Raw genomic sequence first — 15,997 nt, 5'->3', positions numbered from 1 at the left:
GCCGGGCTTTAAAGGTTATTCGCTTACCGATTTCTCGGCTTTTCCGGCTAACTGCGCCAGGAAGTCGTAGCGTTTTTGTAGATCGGCGGCGGCATCTTTCCACAGCTGCTCTGCCACTTCGGGCTGTTGGGCGTTAAGGCGACGGAAGCGTTGCTCCTGCATCAGCGTTTCTGCCAGCGCATCTGACGGTGGACGGGAATCCAGCGCCAGCGGCAGTTTGCCCTCATCGGCCCGACGCGGGTCGAAGCGGTACAGCGGCCAGAAGCCGGTTGCCGTCAGCTGGCGCATCTGATCGTGGCTTAATGCCAGGTCGTAGCCATGCTCCTCGCAAGGGCTGTAGGCGATGATCAGCGACGGACCAGGATAAGCTTCCGCCTCCTGAATGGCTTTTACCGTCTGGTTCAGCTGTGCTCCCAGCGAGATTTGCGCCACATACACATGACCGTACATCATCATGCTGACCCCCAAATCTTTGCGTGCCTTGCGTTTGCCGTGCTCGCCAAACTTGGTCACCGCCCCCAGCGGGGTCGCTTTCGAGGCCTGGCCGCCGGTGTTGGAGTAACACTGAGTATCCAGCACCAGAATATTGACGTTCTCGGTCAGGCTCAGGACATGATCCAGCCCGCCAAAGCCGATGTCATATGCCCAGCCGTCGCCGCCAATCAGCCAGATCGATTTCTCGACCAGCGCATCGGCATCGGTTAACAGCTGTTCTGCCCCTTCAACGCCCGCCAGTTGCTGACGCAGCTCCGCCACCTGCTGACGACGCACGTCCGGCGTGGCCTCGCTGTGCAGGGCGCTGTTCAGCTCTGCCGGGATCTTATCGGCAAACTGCTCCAGCAGGCGCATCACGCGCACCCGGTGCTGATCCACCGTTAAGCGGAAGCCCAGACCAAACTCAGCGTTATCTTCGAACAGTGAGTTCGCCCACGCCGGGCCGCGGCCGTTAGCGTCGGTGGTGTAGGGCGTTGACGGCAGGTTGCCGCCGTAGATGGATGAACAGCCGGTGGCGTTGGCGATCAGCATCCGATCGCCATACAGCTGGGTCAGCAGCTTGATGTACGGCGTTTCGCCGCAGCCGGAGCAGGCACCCGAGTATTCAAACAGCGGGGTGATCAGCTGCGAGGTACGAATATCGATGCGCTCAAGGCTGTTGCGATCGATTTCCGGCAGGTCGAGGAAGAAGTCGTAATTGACTTTCTCTTCCTCCACATGCTCAAGGCGCGACATCATATTGATGGCCTTGATCTCCGGGTTCTGGCGATCTTTCGCCGGGCAGACCTCGACGCAGAGGTTACAGCCTGTGCAGTCTTCCGGCGCTACCTGCAGGACATATTTCTGACCGCGCATGTCGCGAGATTTCACATCCAGCGAGTGCAGGCTGGCCGGAGCGCTCTCCATCGCCTCAGGCGAGACAACTTTGGCGCGGATCGCGGAGTGCGGGCAGGCCGCCACACAGTGGTTACACTGGGTGCACAGCTCCTCTTTCCAGATCGGGATCGCTTCGGCGATATTGCGTTTTTCCCAGCGGGTGGTGCCCATCGGCCAGGTGCCATCCGGCGGCAGGGCGGAGACGGGCAGGGCATCGCCGAGACCGGCCAGCATCGCGGCGGTAACGGTTTTGACAAAGTCCGGGGCGGCATCGGAGACCACCGGCGGGCGGTTCGGGCTGTGGGCATTCACCGGCTGCAGCGGCACTTCGGCAAGGGACTCCCGGGCCAGCGCCAGGGCCTGCCAGTTGCGTTCCACCAGCTCCTGGCCTTTGCTGCTGTAGCTTTTGGCGATCGCGCCCTGCAGCTCCATCAGGGCGCTGTCGCCCGGCAGGATGTGCGTCAGGTGGAAAAACGCCATCTGCATGACGGTATTGATACGTGCCGCCAGGCCGCATTCACGGGCGATTTTTGCCGCATTAACGATATAGAACTTCGCTTTTTTCTGGTTCAGTACCGCCTGCACTTCCTGCGGCAGGCGCCCCCAGACCTCATCGGCGCTGTACGGAGTATTGAGCAGGAAAATCCCGCCCGTCTTCAGGCGTTCGGCCATCTGGTATTTGTCGATAAACTGCAGCTGGTGGCAGCCCACGAAATCGGCCTGCGACACCAGATACGCCGAGCGGATCGGCTGCTCGCTGACGCGCAGATGGGAAACCGTCAGGCCACCGGCCTTTTTCGAGTCATAGACGAAATAGCCCTGGGCATACCACGGCGTGGAGTTACCGATAATTTTGATGTTGTTCTTGGTGGCCGATACGCTGCCATCGCTGCCCAGACCGTAAAACAGCGCTTCCAGCTTCGCGGTGGAGGGCAGGGTGTTTTCCGGCAGCGACAGGGAAAGGTTGGTCACGTCGTCATAGATGCCGACGGTAAAGCGCGGCTTCGGCTTCGCGGCGCTCAGCTCGTTAAAGATGGCCAGCACGCACTCGGGGCCAAACTCTTTTGACGAGAGGCCATAGCGTCCGCCAATCACCCGCGGCAGCGTTTCGCGCTCGCCGCCGTTAAAGGCCTCGGCCAGAGCGGTCATCACGTCCAGATAGAGCGGCTCGGCCTGGGCACCCGGCTCTTTAGTACGATCCAGCACCGCCACCGACCGCACACTCTCCGGCAATACCGCCAGCAGGTGTTTCGCGGAGAACGGGCGATACAGGCGCACTTTCAGCACGCCCACTTTCTCGCCCCGGCTCAGCAGCTCATCCACCACCTCTTCACAGGTGCCGATGGCGGAACCCATGATCACAATCACGCGCTCCGCCTGCGGATGGCCGTAATACTCGAACGGTTTGTACTCGCGTCCGGTGGCGGCGGCAAAATCGGCCATCGCCTGCTCCACGTGGTCATAGACCGCGTTGTACCAGGGGTTAGTGGCCTCCCGGGACTGGAAGTAGGTATCCGGGTTGGCGGAGGTGCCGCGGATCACCGGATGTTCCGGGTTCAGCGCGCGGGCGCGGTGGGCGTCGATCTCTGCCTGCGGGAGCAGGTTACGGATGGTGTCGTCGGAAATCGGCACAATCTTGTTAATTTCGTGCGAGGTGCGGAAACCGTCGAAGAAGTGGATAAACGGCACCCGGCTTTTCAGCGTTGCCATGTGGGAGATCAGGGCAAAATCCTGTGCCTCCTGCACGCTGCCGGAACAGAGCAGGGCGCAGCCGGTCTGGCGCACGGCCATCACGTCAGAGTGATCGCCAAAAATCGACAGGGCGTGGGTGGCGATGGTGCGCGCCGCGACGTGCAGCACGAAGGGAGTAAGTTGGCCCGCCAGCTTATACAGCGTCGGGATCATCAGCAGCAGCCCCTGCGACGAAGTAAAGGAGGTGGACAGCGCCCCGGTCTGCAGCGCGCCGTGAACGGTAGCAATCGCCCCGGCTTCGGACTGCATTTCGACCACGCGAGGAACATCACCCCAGACGTTTTTCAGCCCGTTACCGGCCCAGGCATCGGCCTGTTCAGCCATCGTCGAGCTGGGTGTAATGGGATAGATGGCGATCACTTCACTGGTGCGAAACGCGACGGACGCGACTGCGCCATTCCCGTCAATAGTTTGCATATGACACCCTTACATTGCGCAAAGAAAGAGAGACCCGTGACACATCGACAAGTCCTGTAGTTATCTTTTTATTTTAGCAAAGGGCCGCTGAAACGATTTTCGCTTTTGTGTCCTGCTTATTAGTGCCATCAATGGTTTGATCAAACTTTTGCCTGAAAATAGTCTGCAATTGTTTTGACAGCGCAGAAAACCGCGCTTCGGCTCTCGACGGCAGGCCGTGGGGTGCCTATTATGCATAGGTTTTGCAATTCAATATGGGGAGAGATTATGCGCGCAGCATTTTGGGTTGGGTGTGCCGCTTTGTTACTGTCGGCCTGTAGCAATGAACCTGTACAGCAGGCTACCGCCGCGCACGTCGCACCGGGGATGAGGGCGGCGATGTCCAGTTCCGGTCAGGCAAACTGCGCCATGATTGGCGGGTCGCTGTCCGTTGCGCGTCAGCTGGATGGCTCGGCCATCGGCATGTGCGCGCTGCCGAACGGCAAACGCTGCAGTGAACAGTCGCTTGCCGTCGGATCCTGCGGCGCGTACTGATTACTCTGCGCGTTTAAAGACCAGCGTCGTCTCAGCCGTCGCCAGGGTTAACACGTCTTCCGTCAGATCGACCTGGGTGCCGTTGCGCAGCATAGTGCCGATGGCGTGATCCAGGTCATTGAGCTGCGGCTCGGTACAGAGCTTACGCGTCATGGCGAGCGTTTTGACCTTGAGTTCGCCATCAGACAGCTTGCCCTGGCCGTTGAAGCGGTTACACATCACGCCTGACACCGCCAAGTCTTCACCAAAAGCGATCTCCGGCGGTGTATTGGCCGGGTTGATGGCGGTGCCGTTAATACTTTGCAGCACAAAGCGGTGCTGCTGAAGCTGTTCTTCCTGAACAGAGGCTTTCCCTGGATTGACACAGCCTGCCAGCGCCATGCTGAGGATCGTTACCGCGACGAGCGTTTTCATGGTTATTCTCAATATATTCACTTCATAAATAGCTAATGCATAGTCTATTGCGCTGGCGGGAATTGTCTTGCGGGATAATCTGAAAACAGGGCGGGAAAGTGTTTCCTCTCCCCGAAGGGAGAGGGGGATGTTCACTCAGAACAGCGCGTTCGGACTCGCTTCGCCTTTCTCAAGCTGGCTCAGATTGCCCAACGTGGTCTCTGAAATACTGATCAGCGCCTCGGCGGTTAAAAACGCCTGATGACCGGTAAACAGCACGTTGTGGCAGGCGGAAAGACGGCGGAACACGTCATCCTGGATCACGTCGTTAGACTTGTCTTCAAAGAACAGATCGCGTTCGTTTTCGTACACGTCCATCCCCAGTGCACCAATTTTCTGCGTTTTCAGCGCCTCAATGGCGGCCTGAGAATCCACCAGGCCACCGCGGCTGGTGTTAACAATCATCACGCCATCTTTCATCTGGTCGAACGCGCTCTGGTTCAGCAGATGGTAATTGTCTGCGGTCAGCGGGCAGTGCAGGGAGATGACGTCTGACTCCGCATACAGGGTCGACAGATCGACATACTCCACGCCGAGCTCCAGCGCGGCGGCGCTCGGATACGGATCGAACGCCAGCAGGCGCATACCGAAGCCTTTCAGGATCCGCAGCGCCGCGACGCCGATCTTACCGGTGCCGATCACCCCGGCAGTTTTGCCGTACATGGTGAAACCGGTCAGCCCTTCCAGCGAGAAGTTGGCATCACGGGTACGTTGATAAGCGCGGTGAATACGTCGGTTCAGCGACATCATCAGACCAATGGCATGTTCAGCCACCGCTTCCGGGGAGTAGGCCGGGACGCGCACGACCTGAAGGCCCAGCTCTTTGGCCGCCTCAAGATCGACATTGTTGAAGCCTGCGCAGCGGAGAGCGATGTACTTCACGCCCTGTTTTTTTAACTCCTCCAGCACTGGACGACTGCCATCGTCGTTAACGAAAATACAGACCGCATCGCAGCCGTGCGCGGTTTTGGCCGTCTTTTCGTTAAGCAGAAAGTCGAAAAATTCAAGTTCGAATCCATATCCCTCGTTAACATGTTGCAGATACTTTTTGTCGTACTGCTTTGTGCTATATACCGCGAGTTTCATAAGACTTTCTCCAGTGATTTTGGAACTACGTTAGCATGATTAAAATAATCATACAAATTTTAAAATATTATTGAATTCAATAAGTTCTGATAATGATTTTACAACATCTCTGCACAATAACCCTATGATCTTCAAACTGAACCGCTTTTTTGTGCAGCGCCATCCCGCGACAACCCGTGATGGGGGAGGTGAATTCTCTTTTTCTCTCGATAAAGCAATTAAAAACAGATGGTTAAATCTAATTGTCTGCCGTCGCGCTCGATATAAATATAAGCGTAACTTATAGTTTTAGGGTGGCGACTTGCTGCATCTACAACTGGAGTTTCAAAATGAAATCCACCGTACAACATGTTTCTAAAGAACAACCTAAGCAGCCGCAAAAGAATCAAGACGAAAAGAGCAAACAGAAACCGGGTAAATCGAAATAACCTTTCATAGCACAGTTTGACGGAGGCTTTATGGCTGATCGTCCAGATTATATTGATCCTGTTCCTGATGATGAACCGCTTCCCGGCGGAAGCGATCCGCTTTTTGATGAAGACGAAGATGAAGATGATCCCCTGACGGGTGATGACATACCTGACGTCAATGACCCGCTGGATCCTGATGACCCGGATGTGATCAGAAGATAGCTTCATACACCGCTTTTCTAAACCGCCTCCGTGAAGTGAACCCCGAAAGTTGGACATCCAACGATTAGGGGTTTTGCGTTTCAATGGGCAGAAAAAAATACTCACCTGAATTCAAGCAGCAAGTCGTACTCCACTATCTGTTCAGCAGTGATGGTGCAAAGAAAACAGCGCGGTTGTTCGGCGTTGATCACGGAGCGGTCAGACGCTGGACTGAGCACTGGAAAGTGAATGGGATGGACAGTTTTACCATTCCTACCAGGGCTTACTCTGCCGAGTTTAAAGAGTCTGTCGTGCTCTGGATGCAGCAACACAACAAATCATCCCGGAAAGCTGCGGCGGAGTTTCGTATTGCAGCCGCTTGTACTGTCAGCAAATGGGAGCGTCTTTACCGTACTGGCGGTATCATTGCCCTACAGGATAAACCCAGAGGACGCCAGATGAAGTCAGGGAAGAACGAAACTTCAGATAAAGAACTTAATAATCCCCGTCCAGCGTTCCAGAACGCTGAGGAAGAACTTGAATACCTGCGTGTTGAGAATGCCTACCTAAAAAAGCTTCAGGCCTTGATTCGGGAAAAGCAGAAGACAAAGCAAAAATAATTACCGAATTGAGGCGAAACCATAACCTGAGAATGCTGCTTCATATAGCAGGATTACCTCGCAGCACGTACTACTGGCATGTCAAAGCAGATAGCCGTGGAGAGCGCTATGAGGGCGAACAGCAAAGAATAGCCGCACTGTTCCACTATCATAAAGGACGATATGGTTACCGGCGCATTACCCTGGCGTTGCGTAATGAAGGCTATGGCATTAATCATAAAACAGTACGGAAACTGATGCGCAAGATGGGGCTGGCCTCATGCCTGAGAAGCAAAAAGTATCAGTCATACAAAGGCACCTACGGTAAAGTAGCGCCAAATACCCTTGCACGTGATTTTAAGGCCAGCAGTCCAAACCAGAAATGGGTCACGGATGTGACAGAGTTCAACGTAAAAGGGACAAAGCTGTATCTGTCACCAGTGCTTGATCTGTATAACAGCGAGATAATAGCCTGGAATATGACGACGCATCCGGGAATGAATCTGGTCGAAAACATGCTCAGCAAAGCCGTCAAGAGGCTGAAACCGGGTGACAGACCGGTACTGCACTCTGATCAGGGTTGGCAGTATCAGATGGCACGGTATCAGGAGAAACTTAAAGCTAAAGGCATAGAACAAAGCATGTCGCGCAAAGGGAACTGTCTGGACAATGCAGTGATAGAAAATTTTTTTGGTCTGCTGAAAACAGAATGTTGGTACCACGAAGAGTTTGAAAATACAGACCATCTACGAAAAACGGTGGAAGAGTATATCCACTACTACAACAACGAACGAATCAAGCTAAAACTAAACGGCCTGAGTCCGGTACAATACCGAACCCAGGCCATGTCAGCCGCCAGTTAAGAACGTGTCCAATATATGGGGTTCACTTCATCCGGGCGGTTTTTTATTTTCCTGAACGGGTTTGCGCGAAGCGTAAAAACGCTCACATTCAGGGTTATCACATCTATCCTTAAGCAGGCCTTCGCTTCACCTGCCTGACGAAACATGCCACAATATTCGATACTGTCGGCTAATTTTTTTGCTAAATCAGGATATTAACTGCCCATGAGGGGTAAATATAAAGCCGCAATCGCGCTACTGCTGCTGATCGTTCTCTTGCCGCTGACGCTGCTGCTGACCCTTGCGCAGTGGGTACCTACGCTTGCCGGCATCTGGCTGCCCGCCGGTACCCGGATAGCCTTTGAAAAAAGCCCGCGCCTGACCCGCAACGCGCTGGTGATTGCCGATCTGCGCTATCTGGTTGACGACTGCGAAATCGCCCGTGTCGAAGACGCTACGCTCAGCCACCCGAGCCGCTGGAAAATCGACATCGCCGGGCTGGATCTCAACAGCGCCTGCCTGAGCAAAATCCCCGCCAGCGAGCCTGCACCCGCCGCACCGCGAACCCTGGCCGAATGGCAGTCGCTGCTGCCGAATACCTGGCTGAATATCGATCGTCTTACGCTCTCTCCCTGGCAACAATGGCAGGGAAAATTAACCGCCTCGTTGACCCCGTCGCGACAGGATATTACTTACCACGGGGATCGGTTTAGCCTGCGTGGCACTCTCCGTGGACGTTCCCTGACCGTCAGCGACGTCACGCTCAATCTGCCCGATAACCCGCAGCCGGTGACTCTGGTGGGAGAATTTACCCTGCCGCTGGTGCCGGACGGCCTGCCGGTGCAGGGACATGCGGCTGCGACCTTCTCGGTGCCGCAGCTCCCGTCGCTGGTGGATGCCGATCTGGCATGGCAGGACAATCAGGGCCAGCTGGTGTTGGTTGAGCGGGAGAGCGGCGAGCAGCTGCTGGATCTCCCCTGGCAGATCACTCCCGAACAGCTGACCATCAGCGACGGGCGCTGGCGCTGGGATCAAGCCGGAATACCTCTGAGCGGTCGCCTGGGGCTTAAAATCGATAACTGGCAGCAGGGCACGGAAAACGCCGTTATCAGCGGGCGGATGAACGTTCTGACCCAGGGCGATGCCGGGAAAGGCAACGCGGTTCTCACCTTTGGTCCCGGCAAGCTGAGCGTCGACAACAGTGCCATGCCGCTACAGCTCACCGGCGTGGCTAAACAAAATGACCTCATTCTGTATGCCATGCTGCCCGCCATGCTGAGCGGCAGCCTGGCCGAGCCCCGTCTGGCGTTTGCGCCGGGGGCGCTGCTGCGCTCCCGCGGCAGGATCATCGACTCCCTCAATATCGACGAAGTACGCTGGCCGCTGGCCGGCGTGGCGCTGACCCGCAACGGCATAGACGGTCGCCTGCAGGCCATTTTACGCGCCCACGAGCAGGAGATGGGGGATTTCACCCTGCACCTGGATGGCCGGGCGAATGACTTTCTGCCGGATCGCGGCCTGTGGCAGTGGCGCTACTGGGGCGAGGGCAACTTTACCCCGATGCAGGCCCGCTGGGACGTGGCGGGCAGAGGCGAGTGGCGCGACAGCATGATTGAACTGCGCGAACTCTCAACCGGGTTCGACCAGCTGAAGTACGGCTCCATGCATGCCAGCGCGCCGCGCATGGTGCTGGAGAGTCCGATCCGCTGGCAGCGCGATCCCGCCCGGCCGCACTTCAGCGGTGCGTTAGCCTTTGAGGCCGGGGAAACCACCTTCACCGGCGGCAGCGTGCTACCGCCGTCGACGGTCAAATTCAGCGTCGATGGCAGCGACCCGACCCTGTTCCAGTTCAAAGGCACCCTCAACGCCGAAGCGATCGGCCCGGTACAGCTGAACGGGCGCTGGGACGGGGAGCGTCTGCGTGGCCAGGCCTGGTGGCCGAAGCAGTCCCTGACCGTCTTCCAGCCGCTGGTCCCGCCAGACTGGAAAATGACCCTGCGCGAAGGGGAGCTGTATGCCCAGGTGGCGTTCTCCGCTGCGGCCGATCAGGGCTTTGAGGCCGGCGGCCACGGGGTAGTTAAAAGCGGCAGCGTCTGGATGCCGGATAACAAAGTGAATGGTGTCGATTTTGTCCTGCCGTTCCGCTTCAGTCAGGGCACCTGGTCGCTGGGTACTCATGGCCCGGTAACGCTGCGCATTGGCGAAGTGATCAATCAGGTCACGGCCCGCAACATCACCGCCGATCTGCAGGGAGACTACCCCTGGAGCGAGGCGAACCCGCTGCTTTTGACTGACGTGAGCGTGGATCTGCTGGGCGGCAAAGTGACTATGCAGCAGCTGCGGATGCCGCAGCACGACGCGGCCCTGCTGCGGGTGAATAATATCTCCTCCAGCGAGCTGATTAGCGCCGTTAACCCGAAACAGTTTGCGATGTCCGGGCCGTTCAGCGGGGCGCTGCCGTTCTGGCTGGACAACGACAGGTGGATCATCAAAGATGGCTGGCTGACCAATTCAGGCCCGATGACCCTGCGTCTTGATAAAGACACCGCCGATGCTCTGGTCAAAGACAATGGGGCGGCGGGGGCGATTAACTGGCTTCGCTATATGGAAATTTCGCAGTCGTGGACAAAACTCAATGTAGATAACCTGGGTGAATTAACCCTGGCGTCAACCCTCCGTGGCGCCAGCCGCTCCGGGGGCCAGACGCAAGCCGTCAACCTCAACTACACCCATCAGGAGAACCTGTTTACCCTCTGGCGCAGCCTGCGTTTTGGCGACAATCTGCAGACCTGGCTGGAGCAACACGCAGCATTACCGGATAACCGCTGCCCGACAGGCAAGGAATGTAAGGAACAACCATGAAAAAGCTGGCCGGTGGGTTCACCGCGATTGTGATACTGACGCTGACAGGCTGCACGCCGAGGATCGAAGTCGCGGCGTCGAAAGAGCCGATCACCATCAACATGAACGTCAAAATTGAACATGAAATCCACATCAAAGTGGATAAAGACGTGGAGACGCTGCTGAAATCACGCAGCGATCTGTTCTGAGGCTGCCATGAGAAAACTGATTGCGCTGATGATGTTAACCCTGGGGCTCTGCGCGCCCGCGCTGGCGCTGACCCTCAACGAAGCCCGCAGTGCCGGGCGGGTCGGTGAAACCCTGAGCGGCTATATCGCGCCGCGGAGTCAGGATCGCGAGACGCTGGCGCTGGTGGAGCAGATTAACAAGGCCCGCACCGACAGCTATCAGAAACTGGCCGACAGCAATAATATTCCGGTGGATGAAGTGGCGAAAATGGCCGGGACAAAGCTGGTCGCGCGCGCCAACCCCGGCGAGTATGTCCAGGGGATTAACGGCAAGTGGTTGCAGAAGTGATCAGCGGTGGCGTTTGCGGTATTCGCCGGGCGAAATACCAAAACGCTGCTTAAAGGCCGTGGAGAAGTGGCTGTGGTCGGTAAACCCCCAGCTGTAGCCAATGCCCGCCAGCTTTTCATCGTCCCGGGCGCCGCGCAGCATCTGCGCGCACAGATCCAGACGACGATTTTTAATGTACTGCGCTACCACCAGCCCTTTCTCGGCAAACATCCGGTACAGGCTCCGCACCGTCATTCCACACTCCGAAGCGATCCACTCCGGGCGCAGGTGTTCGGCCTGAATATGATCGTCGATCAGGGTCAGCACGTTCGTAAACTGGCGCTCTTTGCGCGGCTGTACGCTTTCACGCTGCTGCAAGACCGGCCGCAGCAGGCAGACCATCGCCTCCAGCGCGGCTTCGCTTTCGGTTTCGCTCAACGCCGGGTTGCTCATGCTGTCCTGCAGCAGGCGGTAGCTGAGCTGGACGGTGGGCAGGCTGTGGGAGAGCTTTTGCGCGCAGGTCACCTCCTGAAAGCGAAAGTGCTGCTCGAGGATCTGACGCGGCAACAAGAGCGATATCTGGCGTGATTTTTCCGGCCAGTAGATTGAGCAGGGGCGGGAGGCGTCAATCAGGGTGATATCCCCGGCGTTCAACACGATCTGACGGTCGTCCTGCTCGAGCCCCGCTTCGCCTTCCAGCTGAAACACGGTGTAGAACCAGGCGTCGTTGCTGGTTTTGATCTCCTGACGGGAGCGAAACAGGTTCACGCCGCCTGCGGTGACGGTGCTGAGTTTCAGGTTGCCGGTCCAGGTCGATTCCAGCTCGCCATAAAACTCGCCGGACATGGGCCGGGCGGCAAAACTGCCGCAAACCTGGTTAATCTGCGCCAGCCAGTGCTGGTATTTGTCCTGTTCGTTTGCACATGCCATCGTCTTACCCGCTACGTCGTCAATGTTTAAACATTGTTGCATTTATGTTGCCAATTGCCCGTGACCTGGGGCGAAATCCCGGAAAAAACTCCGCCATACAGCAGAGCGAAACGGCGATATTGTCGCGTTTTGCGGTGCCTGTCACAGCGGACAAAGCGAATGTCACAGAGATAAAAGCGCATTCGGCAAAGCCATCTTAGACTGCGTTGACACCCTGCGAATAATAAGGAATCGCTATGTCTGATACACAGGTCGCCGTACTGCACAGCGTGCAGCAATTTCTGGATCGCCAGCATGGCCTCTGGATTGAGGGACGCCAGTCCGCCTCCGACAGCGAAAAGCGTCTGGAGATCTTTAACCCGGCCACCGGCCAGGTGATTGCCTCGACGGCCGATGCCAGCGCGCAGGATGTGGACCGCGCGGTGATGTCCGGCTGGCGTGCCTTCGTGGCCCGCAGCTGGTCAGGCAAACTGCCCGCGGAACGTGAACGTATTCTGCTGCGCTTTGCCGATCTGGTGGAGCAGCACACCGAAGAGCTGGCCCAGCTTGAAACCCTGGAGCAGGGTAAATCCATTAACATCTCCCGCGCTTTTGAAGTGGGCTGCACCCTGAACTGGATGCGCTACACCGCCGGGCTGACCACTAAAATTTCCGGTAAAACGCTGGATCTTTCTATTCCGATGCCGCAGGGGGCCCGCTATCAGGCGTGGACCCGCAAAGAGCCGATTGGCGTGGTGGCCGGGATTGTGCCGTGGAACTTCCCGCTGCTGATCGGCATGTGGAAGGTGATGCCCGCTCTGGCCGCGGGTTGCTCTATCGTTATCAAGCCGTCAGAGACCACGCCGCTGACCCTGCTGCGCGTGGCGGAGCTGGCAAGCGAAGCCGGGATCCCGGACGGCGTTTTCAACGTGGTAACCGGCAGTGGGGCGGTGTGTGGCGCTGCGCTGACCAACCATCCGCATATCGCCAAAGTGAGCTTTACCGGCTCAACCGCCACCGGCAAACAGATTGCGCGCTCCGCCGCCGACCGCCTGATGGGCGTGACCCTGGAACTGGGCGGTAAAAACCCGGCCATCGTCCTGAAAGATGCGGATCCGTCATGGGTTATCGAAGGGCTGATGACCGGCAGCTTCCTGAACCAGGGGCAGGTCTGTGCGGCAAGCTCGCGCATCTACATCGAAGCGCCGCTGTTTGATACCGTGGTGAGCGGCTTTGAGCAAGCGGTGAAATCCCTGAGCGTCGGGCCGGGTATGTCCCAGGAGGCGCACATCAACCCGCTGGTGTCCCGTGCCCACTGCGACAAAGTGCAGAGCTTCCTCGACGAAGCGCAGTCGCGTCAGGCCGAGCTGATCGCCGGTAACCGCGGCCCGAATGGCGAGGGGTACTACGTCTCGCCGACTCTGGTAGTCAACCCGGACGCCAGCCTGCGTCTGACCCGCGAAGAGGTGTTTGGCCCGGTAGTGAACCTGGTGCGCGTCGCCGACGGTGAAGAGGCCCTGCGCCTGGCAAATGACACCGAATACGGCCTGACCGCCAGCGTCTGGACGCAAAACATCAGTAAAGCGCTGGAGTACAGCGATCGCCTGCAGGCCGGCACGGTGTGGATCAACAGCCACACCCTGATCGACGCCAACCTGCCGTTCGGCGGCATGAAGCAGTCCGGCACCGGCCGCGATTTCGGCCCGGACTGGCTGGACGGCTGGTGTGAAACTAAATCGGTGTGCGTGCGTTATTGATGCCCGGCGCCGCCGCGCTTGCACGGGCCTACGGTTTCGTAGGCCGGGTAAGGCAAGCCGCCACCCGGCAGCAAACCGCACAATCCGTAGGCCGGGTGAGCGCAGCGCCACCCGGCAATAAGTTACGGTGTCACAATTTTGAACCAGAACTCAAACTTATCCATATAGCCCAGCATGGTATCCAGTTTCGCGCTGTCGCCGGTCACCTTCACCGCACCGCTCTCTTCAGCCTGTTTCAGGGTCGTCTCCTTGAGGATGATTTTATTCAGCGTGTCGTGATTAAGCGTAATGGTGGCATCCGCATTGGTCGCTTCGGCATTGGCGGTGTGGTTCAGCACGCCGTTTTCAAGCTCCAGCTTGTATTTCCCGCCGTCGCTGCCCAAATCGATGTTGAACACCGCTTTGTCTGATCCCGCTTTTTCACCGTTAATGTGCACCGCCAGATAGTCAAAGAACATCTCCGGGGTCATCGCCCGCACCGTATCCGGGCTGGCGGTGTTTGGCGTTGGGCCTTTCACCACGCCGTTACGCAGCTCCTGCGCGCCGGTGAGATAGAAGTTACGCCACGGGCCGGATTCTGCCTGATAGCCCAGCTGCTCCAGCGCATCCGCCTCCAGGTTGCGGGCTGCCTGGTTGTTCGGATCGGCAAACACCACTTTACTCACCACCTGCGCCACCCAGCGATAGTTCCCCTGGTCGAAGTCGGTTTTCGCCTTCTGCAGAATGGCGTCCGCGCCGCCCATGTACTCGACAAATTTCTTCGCCGCGTCTTCCGGCGGCAGCTCATCCAGGGTCGCCGGGTTGCCGTCGAACCAGCCGAGATAGAGCACGTAGGTCGCTTTCACGTCGTGGCTCACCGAGCCGTAGTAACCGCGGTTCGCCCAGGTGTGCGCCAGCGAGTCCGGCAGCTTGAAGTTGGCGGCGATCTCATCCCGGGTCAGCCCCTGATTAGCCATGCGCAGGGTCTGATCGTTGATATATCGGTACAGATCGCGCTGGCTTTTCAGCAGGTTATTGACGTTCTCTTTGCCCCAGGTCGGCCAGTGATGCTGGGCCATCAGCACCTCGGCCTTATCACCCCAGCGCACAATGGCTTCGTTGATGTATTTCGACCACGGCAGCGGCTCGCGGATCTTCGCCCCGCGCAGGGAGTAGGTATTGTGCAGGGTGTGGGTCACGTCTTCGGCCGATTCGATCAGCTTTTTCTCTTCGATAAACCACAGCATTTCCGACGGCGCTTCCGAGCCCGGCGCCAGCATAAAGTCATAGGTCAGACCGTCGATGGTCTCCTTCTGACCGTCTTTTTCGATGATATTGGTCGGGGCAATCAGGGTGACGGTCCCGGCGGAAGTGGTGGTGCCCAGTCCGGCGCCGACCTGACCTTTGGCATCCGGCTTCAGCAGGTTGCCGTACATGTAGCTGGCGCGGCGGCTCATCACGTTACCGGCCATAATGTTCTCTGCCACCGCGGCTTCCATAAAGCCGGCCGGGGCGTAGATTTTCACCTTCCCGGCTTTAACATCGGCTTCGTCCACCACGCCGCGCACGCCGCCGTAATGGTCCACGTGGCTGTGGGTGTAGATCACCGCCACCACCGGCTTTTGCCCGCGGTTTTTAAAATAGAGATCCATCCCGATTTTCGCCGTTTCCGCCGACACCAGTGGGTCAACGACGGTGACGCCGGTAGTGCCTTCGATAATGGTCATATTCGACAGATCGAGGTTACGGATCTGATACACCCCGTCCGTCACCTCAAACAGGCCGCTGATATTAATCAGCTGCGCCTGACGCCACAGGCTCGGGTTTACGGTGTCCGGCGCTTTATCGCCCTCTTTAATAAACGCGTATTGCTGCGGATCCCAGACCACGTTGCCCTGTTCGCCTCTGATCACCTCCGTGGGAAGCGGGGCAATAAAGCCTTTATGGGCATCGGTAAAGTCGGTGTTATCGGAGAAGGGCAGTTGACTAAAGAGGGCGTTATTGGCTTGTTGGGTGGCGGCGGCGGCTTCTTTGGGCGCTTCTGCGGCAAATGCAGGAATGCCAGCAGAAATAAAAAGCCCGGCGAGCGCAAGGCTTCTTGCTATCAAGTTGAATCTCATCCTGAAAACCTCTCAATGTGCATACAACGGCGTAGGGGAAAACTTCGCGTGATGTCCAGAAAAACGTTTTAAGAAAGGCAACCCAGGCGGAAAGGGGTTGATTAACTATAGGCAAGAATATCTGTTCAGAAAATAAACTACTTAACGGAAATTTAATGTCTGTCCTGGTCGGCAAACATAGCGCCGCCCGGCATTGCCCGGCGGCGCTGC

Annotated in this window: 12 protein-coding genes; 7 read left to right on the top strand and 5 right to left on the bottom strand. The window is 57.6% G+C overall.

What is annotated here, in order from left to right; all coding sequences use genetic code 11:
• Positions 1–15: 15 nt before the first annotated feature.
• Complete coding sequence (gene nifJ, locus GNG27_RS12830; RefSeq protein WP_156263935.1) at positions 16–3,540, bottom strand: pyruvate:ferredoxin (flavodoxin) oxidoreductase; 3,525 nt, start codon at positions 3,538–3,540, stop codon at positions 16–18.
• Positions 3,541–3,807: 267 nt separating this feature from the next.
• Between nifJ and GNG27_RS12825 the strand changes: the two genes are divergently transcribed.
• Positions 3,808–4,074 (top strand): DUF333 domain-containing protein, encoded by a 267-nt coding sequence (locus GNG27_RS12825; RefSeq protein ID WP_142489683.1) that lies wholly within the window; start codon positions 3,808–3,810, stop codon positions 4,072–4,074.
• Here the strand turns inward: GNG27_RS12825 and hslJ are convergent, their stop codons facing one another.
• Both hslJ and GNG27_RS12815 read right to left on the bottom strand, forming a co-directional pair.
• The gene (gene hslJ / locus GNG27_RS12820) at positions 4,075–4,488 is read right to left on the bottom strand and encodes a heat shock protein HslJ (RefSeq protein WP_156263934.1); all 414 of its coding nucleotides are present in this window, start codon (positions 4,486–4,488) and stop codon (positions 4,075–4,077) included. It lies immediately after the preceding gene.
• Positions 4,489–4,623: 135 nt separating this feature from the next.
• Complete coding sequence (locus GNG27_RS12815; RefSeq protein WP_142489681.1) at positions 4,624–5,613, bottom strand: 2-hydroxyacid dehydrogenase; 990 nt, start codon at positions 5,611–5,613, stop codon at positions 4,624–4,626.
• Between the two features lie 458 nt (positions 5,614–6,071).
• Here GNG27_RS12815 and GNG27_RS23505 point away from each other — a divergent pair, with 458 nt between their 5' ends.
• The 5 genes from GNG27_RS23505 (at position 6,072) to GNG27_RS12795 (ending at position 11,043) form a co-directional block, all read left to right on the top strand.
• A complete protein-coding gene (locus GNG27_RS23505) occupies positions 6,072–6,245 on the top strand; it encodes a hypothetical protein (RefSeq protein ID WP_185902361.1) in 174 nt (57 codons plus the stop codon).
• 83 nt (positions 6,246–6,328) lie between these two features.
• Positions 6,329–7,686 (top strand): IS3 family transposase gene (locus GNG27_RS12810; protein WP_105318584.1). Its coding sequence is split into 2 segments (ribosomal slippage): positions 6,329–6,791 and positions 6,791–7,686, totalling 1,359 coding nucleotides; the frame shifts between segments, so codons are not numbered across the junction.
• A gap of 204 nt (positions 7,687–7,890) precedes the next feature.
• Complete coding sequence (locus tag GNG27_RS12805; RefSeq protein WP_156263933.1) at positions 7,891–10,527, top strand: YdbH family protein; 2,637 nt, start codon at positions 7,891–7,893, stop codon at positions 10,525–10,527.
• The gene (locus GNG27_RS12800) at positions 10,524–10,715 is read left to right on the top strand and encodes a YnbE family lipoprotein (RefSeq protein WP_059307766.1); all 192 of its coding nucleotides are present in this window, start codon (positions 10,524–10,526) and stop codon (positions 10,713–10,715) included. Before GNG27_RS12805 ends, GNG27_RS12800 begins: the two co-directional genes overlap by 4 nt.
• A 7-nt stretch (positions 10,716–10,722) precedes the next feature.
• Positions 10,723–11,043 (top strand): YdbL family protein, encoded by a 321-nt coding sequence (locus GNG27_RS12795; protein ID WP_156263932.1) that lies wholly within the window; start codon positions 10,723–10,725, stop codon positions 11,041–11,043.
• Here the strand turns inward: GNG27_RS12795 and feaR are convergent, their stop codons facing one another.
• Positions 11,044–11,952, bottom strand: a complete 909-nt coding sequence (feaR, locus tag GNG27_RS12790; protein WP_156263931.1) for a transcriptional regulator FeaR — start codon at positions 11,950–11,952, stop codon at positions 11,044–11,046.
• A gap of 236 nt (positions 11,953–12,188) precedes the next feature.
• On the opposite strand from feaR, the gene GNG27_RS12785 reads away from it, so the two are divergent.
• Complete coding sequence (locus GNG27_RS12785; protein WP_142489677.1) at positions 12,189–13,688, top strand: aldehyde dehydrogenase family protein; 1,500 nt, start codon at positions 12,189–12,191, stop codon at positions 13,686–13,688.
• A 122-nt stretch (positions 13,689–13,810) separates the two neighbouring features.
• Here GNG27_RS12785 and GNG27_RS12780 read toward each other — a convergent pair whose 3' ends face one another.
• The gene (locus GNG27_RS12780; RefSeq protein ID WP_156263930.1) at positions 13,811–15,787 is read right to left on the bottom strand and encodes an alkyl/aryl-sulfatase; all 1,977 of its coding nucleotides are present in this window, start codon (positions 15,785–15,787) and stop codon (positions 13,811–13,813) included.
• Positions 15,788–15,997: the final 210 nt, after the last annotated feature.

The organism is Leclercia sp. 119287 (genome assembly GCF_009734485.1).
Taxonomy (GTDB): Bacteria; Pseudomonadota; Gammaproteobacteria; order Enterobacterales; family Enterobacteriaceae; genus Enterobacter; species Enterobacter adecarboxylatus_C.
The sequence above is the reverse complement of the archived record's forward strand: the minus strand, read 5'-3'. Positions and strand labels throughout refer to the sequence as shown.

What these genes read in the sequence shown, in the direction of transcription:
- hslJ (WP_156263934.1), bottom strand. Translation starts at nt 4,488, where the DNA reads ATGAAAACGCTCGTCGCGGTAACGATCCTCAGCATGGCGCTGGCAGGC.
- GNG27_RS12805 (WP_156263933.1), top strand. Translation starts at nt 7,891, where the DNA reads ATGAGGGGTAAATATAAAGCCGCAATCGCGCTACTGCTGCTGATCGTT.
- nifJ (WP_156263935.1), bottom strand. Translation starts at nt 3,540, where the DNA reads ATGCAAACTATTGACGGGAATGGCGCAGTCGCGTCCGTCGCGTTTCGC.
- GNG27_RS23505 (WP_185902361.1), top strand. Translation starts at nt 6,072, where the DNA reads ATGGCTGATCGTCCAGATTATATTGATCCTGTTCCTGATGATGAACCG.
- GNG27_RS12800 (WP_059307766.1), top strand. Translation starts at nt 10,524, where the DNA reads ATGAAAAAGCTGGCCGGTGGGTTCACCGCGATTGTGATACTGACGCTG.
- GNG27_RS12825 (WP_142489683.1), top strand. Translation starts at nt 3,808, where the DNA reads ATGCGCGCAGCATTTTGGGTTGGGTGTGCCGCTTTGTTACTGTCGGCC.
- GNG27_RS12780 (WP_156263930.1), bottom strand. Translation starts at nt 15,787, where the DNA reads ATGAGATTCAACTTGATAGCAAGAAGCCTTGCGCTCGCCGGGCTTTTT.
- GNG27_RS12815 (WP_142489681.1), bottom strand. Translation starts at nt 5,613, where the DNA reads ATGAAACTCGCGGTATATAGCACAAAGCAGTACGACAAAAAGTATCTG.
- GNG27_RS12785 (WP_142489677.1), top strand. Translation starts at nt 12,189, where the DNA reads ATGTCTGATACACAGGTCGCCGTACTGCACAGCGTGCAGCAATTTCTG.
- feaR (WP_156263931.1), bottom strand. Translation starts at nt 11,952, where the DNA reads ATGGCATGTGCAAACGAACAGGACAAATACCAGCACTGGCTGGCGCAG.
- GNG27_RS12795 (WP_156263932.1), top strand. Translation starts at nt 10,723, where the DNA reads ATGAGAAAACTGATTGCGCTGATGATGTTAACCCTGGGGCTCTGCGCG.